The sequence below is a fragment of the Longimicrobium sp. genome (genome assembly GCF_035474595.1).
Taxonomy (GTDB): domain Bacteria; phylum Gemmatimonadota; class Gemmatimonadetes; order Longimicrobiales; family Longimicrobiaceae; genus Longimicrobium.
In genome coordinates this window covers 26,504-32,525 of record NZ_DATIND010000154.1, presented here as the reverse complement: position 1 = coordinate 32,525, position 6,022 = coordinate 26,504, and the positions used below count along the sequence as shown (strand labels likewise).

The following is a 6,022-nucleotide window of genomic DNA, read 5'->3' as shown; positions in this document are numbered from 1 at the left end:
TTCGGCCATCCCTTCGGCCTGGCACACCGGCAACACGGCGACGAATACCCTGGACGGTACCTCGATGGCGGCGCCGCACGTGGCCGGCGTGGCCGCCCTGTACCTCGAAACCGATGCCACTGCCACGCCCGCGACGGTGTCGGCGGCCATCCTGAACTCCGCGTTCGCGGACAAGGTGGCGGGCGCGGGTACAGGCGCACCCAACAACCGCCTGGTGAACTCTACGCTCGCCGGGTACTCGCCTCCGCCGGCGTGGCCGTCGTCGTCCACGCCGCCCAGCGTTCAGATCAACTGCCAATCCTTCCGTACCGGCTCCCTCAGCTGCAGCGCTTCTGCGTCGGGTGGTACGGGGGGCGGATATGGCTACACCTGGCCCGGTACAACGGGGTTCAGGAGCAACGCGCAGACCACGATGGTGCAATGTTCCTACGGCTGGCCGGTGGATGTGTACGTGACCGTCATCGACAGTGGTGGATCGGGAGTGACCCATTGGGAGGCGGTCCAGTGCGGCGGCTCCGGCTTCTCGTGATTGGCCCTGGTGGTGATCGCCCGGCGCCGCCGCTCTTCATCCAGAGCCGGACGAAGTGACCATTCCGCGTAACGGCGGCGGACGGGGACGGCGGCGACCGGCTCCGCCCGCCTCCATCCTCATCTCCGCCGTGACGGCCACACCCTGACGGCGGCAGGGCGAAAGACCGAGGGCCGGCTCCCCACCCGGGGAGCCGGCCCTTTCTCCATCTGCAATCTACGTTAGCTAATCGTACCTATGCCGTTGCGGGCGTGAGCGATGCAATCTCCTGCTTCACCGCCTCCAGCATCTTCAGCTTCTCGGTGCGGTGCATGAACGAGCTGTCGAAGCTCATCAGCGCAAGGTCCACCAGCTCGTCCCAGCTGAAGCCCAGGTACTGGTGCGCGCGCCAGTACTCTTCCGTCACCGTGGTGGCGCTCATGAGCCGGTTGTCGGTGTTCAGGCTCAGGATCAGCCCCTCGTCGTAGTACATCCGCACGGGGTGCTTCTCGAACGATTCCACGGCCCGCGTCTGCACGTTGCTCGTCAGGCAGATCTCGATGGGCACGCGAAAGTCGTTCATGAAGCGCATGAGGTCCGGGTCCTCGTACAGCCGCGTGCCGTGCCCGATGCGGTTGGCGCGGCAGTAGTGCAGCGCCTGGTGAATGCTCTCGGCCCCGTACGCCTCGCCGGCGTGGATGGTGGCCGCCATGTTCTTGTTGATGACGGTGTAGAACGCGTCCTTGTGCTTCTTCGCGGGGTAGTTGTACTCCGCGCCCGCCAGGTCGAAGGCCACCACGCCGCGGTCCTTGTACGCCACCGTGAGGTCGGCCAGGTCGCGCGAGGTGGCGGGCTCCATGTTGCGGATCCCGCAGATGATGATGGCCGTCTCGATCCCGAAGTCCTGCTGCGCGCGGCGCAGGCCGCGCAGCGGCGCGTCCACCGCCTCGGTCAGCGGCAGCCCCTCGCGCGTGTTCAGGATGGGCGAGTAGCGGATCTCGGCGTAGCGCACGTTCTCGCCGGCCAGGTCCTCGGCCAGCTCGTAGGCGATGCGCTCCAGCGACTCGGCCGTCTGCATCACCGACAGGGTGATGTCGAAGCGCTCCAGGTACTCCACCAGGTTGCGCGCGTCCTTCACGTGCATGTAGTCGGCAAGGTGCCCGGGGTCGTGCGCGGGCATCTTCTTCCCGTACTCGGCCGCCAGCTCCAGCATGGTCTCGGGCCGCAGCGACCCGTCCAGGTGCACGTGCAGCTCGGCCTTGGGCAGCCGGTGCAGCAGCTCTCGCGTTACTTCCATCTCGCCTCTTCCGCTTTGGGCTTCGGGGCCGCGCGGCCTGCGCGGCACCGGCTCGGGACCTCCGGATACGCGAACGGGTGGCGTCCCCAGGAGGGGCGCCACCCGCGTCGGAGGTCAGATTACCGACCCGGTGTGGGATTCTACAGTCCCGGTTCGCCGCGCGCAACCGGACCGCGCGCGGCGTCCACCGGGTCGCCGAAGGGATCGGCCGGGGCGATGGCGAACGGCGATGCCGCAGTCCTTCGCCTCACACGCACCCCGTTTCCGGCGCCGTCTCGCACACGTCGATGGTGTTGCAGAACGCGCTGCAGATGCAGGTGTGCGCGCCGCAGGTGTTCACGCAGGTGTAGCCGTCGGTGCACGGATCGCACGTCCCCTGGCACGATACGGCCTGCGTGGCGCAGCCGGCGTTGGTGGGGCAGCCGCAGGTGTACGCCTGGTTGAAGGTGCACACCTGGTTGAAGGCGTTGCACGTCTGGCCGCAGGTCGCGCACCAGATGGTGTCGGTGTAGTCGTTGCCGTACACCGTTCCCTTGGGCGGACGCGCGCCCGCGACCGTGTCGAACGTTTCCACCTGCAGCGAGTCGAGCGTGAGCTTGTGCTTTGGCATGGGGGTACCGGATCGGGTGGGGATGGGCGGAACCGGGCCGAAAGGATGGAACCGGAAGGTATATTTCTGCCGGGAACCGCTCAAGCCGGAGCGACAAACCTCTATTCCGCCCGGCGATGCGGCTTGGGGATCCGCGCGCCGCAGGGGCGATCAGCGGCCGGTCACAGCCGCCACTCGTCGCGCGCGACCTGGTCGCGCGTGAGGACGACGCCGTGCTGCCGTGCGGCGACGAGGGTGCGGTTCTGGAAGATCTTGATCAGCACCACCCCGGCCACGAACCCGCCCACGTGCGCCCACACCGCCACGCCGCCGGTGTCGCGCCCGCCCAGGCTGCCCACGCCCGACAGGAGCTGGAAGGCGAACCAGTAGATGAGGAAGAACCACGCGCGGATGTGCACGATGAACAGCGGCGGCACCCAGGTCTGCACCCGCGCCTGGGGATACAGGACAACGTAGGCGCCCATCACCCCGCTGATGGCGCCGCTGGCCCCCACCGCGGGGATCTCGCTCCCCGGCGAGAGGAGGACGTGCGCCAGCCCCGCCGCCACGCCGCAGACCAGGTAGAACACGATGAAGCGGACGTGCCCCATCGAGTCCTCGATGTTGTTCCCGAACACCCACAGGAACAGCATGTTGCCCAGGATGTGCTCCCACCCGCCGTGCATGAACATCGACGTGAGCAGCTCGCCCCACCCCAGCCCGCCGTTCTCGCGGACGCAGGCGTGCGTGATCTCGCACGGCACGGTGCCGAACGCGTAGACCGACGCCTGCAGCCGCTCCGGGTCCATCCCCGCGCCCTGCAGCAGCACCCACGCGGCGAAGTTCGCCAGGATCAGCGCGATCGTGACGAACGGCGTGAGCTCGGTGGGGTTGTCGTCGCGAAGGGGGATCACGTCCGCTCCAATCCTCGGTTGACGGGGCTCTCCGACGCTCCAATGCAAGCCCGGAGCCGGAAATGCAGGTGTTTTCGCTCCCTTCCAGCCAGAAGGCCTCCTAACCCTCGATCGGTAGCCGATTTAGATAATAACTCTGTTCATGTTCAGGGTCGCACGCTAAATTGGCCGCTCTTCACGGCCGACTCACTGCACCTGAATCCAGCCCCAACCCCGAACAGGAGCCTACGGCGCCATGTTGGATTCCGTGACGCTGGTCAGCATCGCGCTGTCGGCACTCGGCGCGGGAGGCGTGCTTCTCCCCGGCGCGAGAAAGGTGCGCGGCATGGCTGCCGAACGGAAGCGCCGGCGCGACACGCGCGAAACGCCGCAGGAGTTCTACTATCGCCGGCAGACCGTGGCGCTGCGAGTGGTGGTTCCGGACCATACGTACATCCACCGGCGCGAGGCCCGCATCGTCTCGCGTGTCGCGAGCCTGAGCCGCGTACCGTGGGGCTCGCGGCCGCTCGGAGACATCGTCGTGGTCGATGAGCGTCTGTCATCCAGCCATCCGACCATCCGTCCCTCGCTGGTGGAGGCCGATCCGAACGTCGATCGTGCGGATGGATGGAAGCGGCGCTACGTGCGGTTCGGGCAGCCGCTGCGGCGCAACCAGGAGATCGAGTTCGTGCACGTCGAGTCGCTCATGGTCGTCGGGAAGCCACTGGAGCACTTCCTGCGCTGGTCGCCGGTGACGCGATGCGACCACATTACCCTGCAGGTCGCCTTCGCCTCGCACCCGCCGGCTGTCGCCCGGTATTCCGCGCATTCGTCCACGGGCGAAGAGCTGGAGTGCGACACGCTGGAACTGGACGTGATCATGGGCGCGTACACGGTGGCGATTGACAATCCGGTGCCGGGGCGCTACTATAAGATCAGCTGGTAAACACAGTGAAGGAGCGTCAAATGGACGACTGGAGCTGATACTGATCGCATCTGCGATCGCGGGGGCCCGAGCTTTTCGCTCGGGCCCCTTTGTCGTTCGCTATGCCTGCGCCGACTTGCGGCGGGCACCCCAGAGGAGGCGGCCGCGGAAGCGCGCGAGCGACGGGGCGGCGCGCCACGGCAGACGCCGGCCGAACGAGCGGACGGGGTGCGACAGAAGCTGGCTCACCGGCGTCTCGTAGACGAACCACCCGCCCGGCGCCAGCACGCGCGTGATCTCGGCCAGCGCCTGCTCCGGGTGGGAGATGTGGAAGCAGGTGCCGAAGTCCACCACCACATCGAACGATGCGTCGGGGAAGGGGATCGCGCGGACGTCGCCGTCGACCAGCTCGGCGGCGACGTGGCGCTCCGCGACGTGGCGGCGGGCGTCCGCGAGGGCCTCCGCATCAATGTCCAGGCCGACCAGGCGCGCGGGGGCGCACAGCTTCGCGATCGGCGGGAGCGCCATCCCCCGCCCGCAGCCGACCTCCAGGATGCGCTTGCCGCGCGGGATGCCGAGCGCGCGGATGAGCGCCGGCACCTCCAGGTACTCCTGCATCAGGTTCCGGCGCGGGATGCTGGCGAACGGGCGGTAGCGCTCGGCGGGCTCGGGCTGGGTGCGCATCGGCGGCCTCACGGTGGGGTGAAACGCGGCGGGTGTCGCATCCACATACCTCGCATCCCCCTCCTCGTGTTCCGCCCGTGCGGCGAGCCGATCCCGGCGGTTCCGCCATGGCGTGGCGGGGATGCGAGTTACGCGCGTGCGTGGCATCTCCCGTTGCCGGACGATGCGGCCCGGACGCTTCTCCGTGCTCGCAGAACGCGCCGGAATACGTTGCAGAATGTTGCAGTTGGCCGTATCCTCCTGCGTGCTCTACGACGATCAGGCTACGCATTTCGACGAACGCGCCGGCATCCCCATCCAGGTGGCGGAGGCGGTGGCGGACGCGGTCGTGTCCATCACCGGCCTCGGCGAGGGCGACCTGCTGCTGGATATCGGCACGGGAACCGGCTCGCTCAGCCTGCCGCTGGTGCGCAGGACGTCGCGCTACATCGGCTTCGACCGCTCGCCGGCGATGGTGGAGGTGTTCCGCGAGCTGCTGTCCGGTGTGGGCTTCGGCGACCCGGTGCACGTGGCGGACGGGAACGAGCGCTGGCCCGCCGACGATCGCAGCGTCGCGGTGATCTTCTGCGCGCGGGCGCTGCACCACCTGGACCCCGCGCACGTGGTGGCGGAGACGCGGCGGGTGCTGCGCGCGCCGGGAGGATGGCTCGTCGCCGGGCGCGTGCGGAGGCCGCCGGACTCGCCGAAGAGCGAGATGCGGCGCCGGATGCGGCAGCTGCTGGAGGCGCAGGGCTACCGCGGCCGCAGCGGCGACGCGGGCGCGGAAGCCGTCTTCGGCGCGCTGGAGCGGCTGGGCGGGCGCCGCGCCGAGCCGCGGGTCGCGTCGCGGTGGACGACGCGGCACCGCCCGGCGGACTCGATCGCCGCGTGGGAGGGGAAAAGCGGGCTGGCGGGGATCGACGTTCCCGCGGAGGTGAAGGCCCGCGTGCTCGCCGGGCTGCGCGGCTGGGCGGCGGAGCGGTTCGGGAGCATCGACGCGCCGCTGCCGCAGGAGGAGGCGTTCGAGATCGCCGCCATCCAGATCCCCATCGACTGACGAAACCGGCCGGAACGCGCCAGCGGGCGCACGGTCCCGCCGTCCACACGACACGCGCCTCGGCCGCACGCCGGGGCTTCCCATCCCCAT

7 protein-coding genes are annotated in these 6,022 nt (G+C 69.0%); 3 read left to right on the top strand and 4 right to left on the bottom strand.

What is annotated here, in order from left to right:
• A partial coding sequence (locus VLK66_RS26395) for a S8 family serine peptidase (RefSeq protein ID WP_325312504.1) occupies positions 1-529 on the top strand: 529 nt, incomplete at its 5' end.
• A 235-nt stretch (positions 530-764) separates the two neighbouring features.
• On the opposite strand, the gene add is transcribed toward VLK66_RS26395, so the two are convergent.
• From add to VLK66_RS26380, 3 genes are all read right to left on the bottom strand, one after another.
• On the bottom strand, positions 765-1,805 hold the full coding sequence (gene add, locus VLK66_RS26390; protein ID WP_325312503.1) for an adenosine deaminase: 1,041 nt from the start codon (positions 1,803-1,805) through the stop codon (positions 765-767).
• Between the two features lie 247 nt (positions 1,806-2,052).
• A complete protein-coding gene (locus VLK66_RS26385; RefSeq protein WP_325312502.1) occupies positions 2,053-2,415 on the bottom strand; it encodes a hypothetical protein in 363 nt (120 codons plus the stop codon).
• 161 nt (positions 2,416-2,576) lie between these two features.
• Positions 2,577-3,308, bottom strand: a complete 732-nt coding sequence (locus VLK66_RS26380) for a rhomboid family intramembrane serine protease (RefSeq protein WP_325312501.1) — start codon at positions 3,306-3,308, stop codon at positions 2,577-2,579.
• Between the two features lie 247 nt (positions 3,309-3,555).
• On the opposite strand from VLK66_RS26380, the gene VLK66_RS26375 reads away from it, so the two are divergent.
• Entirely contained in the window at positions 3,556-4,233 is a 678-nt protein-coding gene (locus VLK66_RS26375) for a hypothetical protein (RefSeq protein WP_325312500.1), read from the top strand.
• A 99-nt stretch (positions 4,234-4,332) separates the two neighbouring features.
• On the opposite strand, the gene VLK66_RS26370 is transcribed toward VLK66_RS26375, so the two are convergent.
• Positions 4,333-4,896, bottom strand: a complete 564-nt coding sequence (locus tag VLK66_RS26370) for a class I SAM-dependent methyltransferase (protein ID WP_325312499.1) — start codon at positions 4,894-4,896, stop codon at positions 4,333-4,335.
• 226 nt (positions 4,897-5,122) lie between these two features.
• On the opposite strand from VLK66_RS26370, the gene VLK66_RS26365 reads away from it, so the two are divergent.
• Positions 5,123-5,932: a class I SAM-dependent methyltransferase gene (locus VLK66_RS26365; protein ID WP_325312498.1), complete on the top strand. Its 810-nt coding sequence runs from the start codon at positions 5,123-5,125 to the stop codon at positions 5,930-5,932.
• The last annotated feature ends 90 nt before the right edge of the window (positions 5,933-6,022 follow it).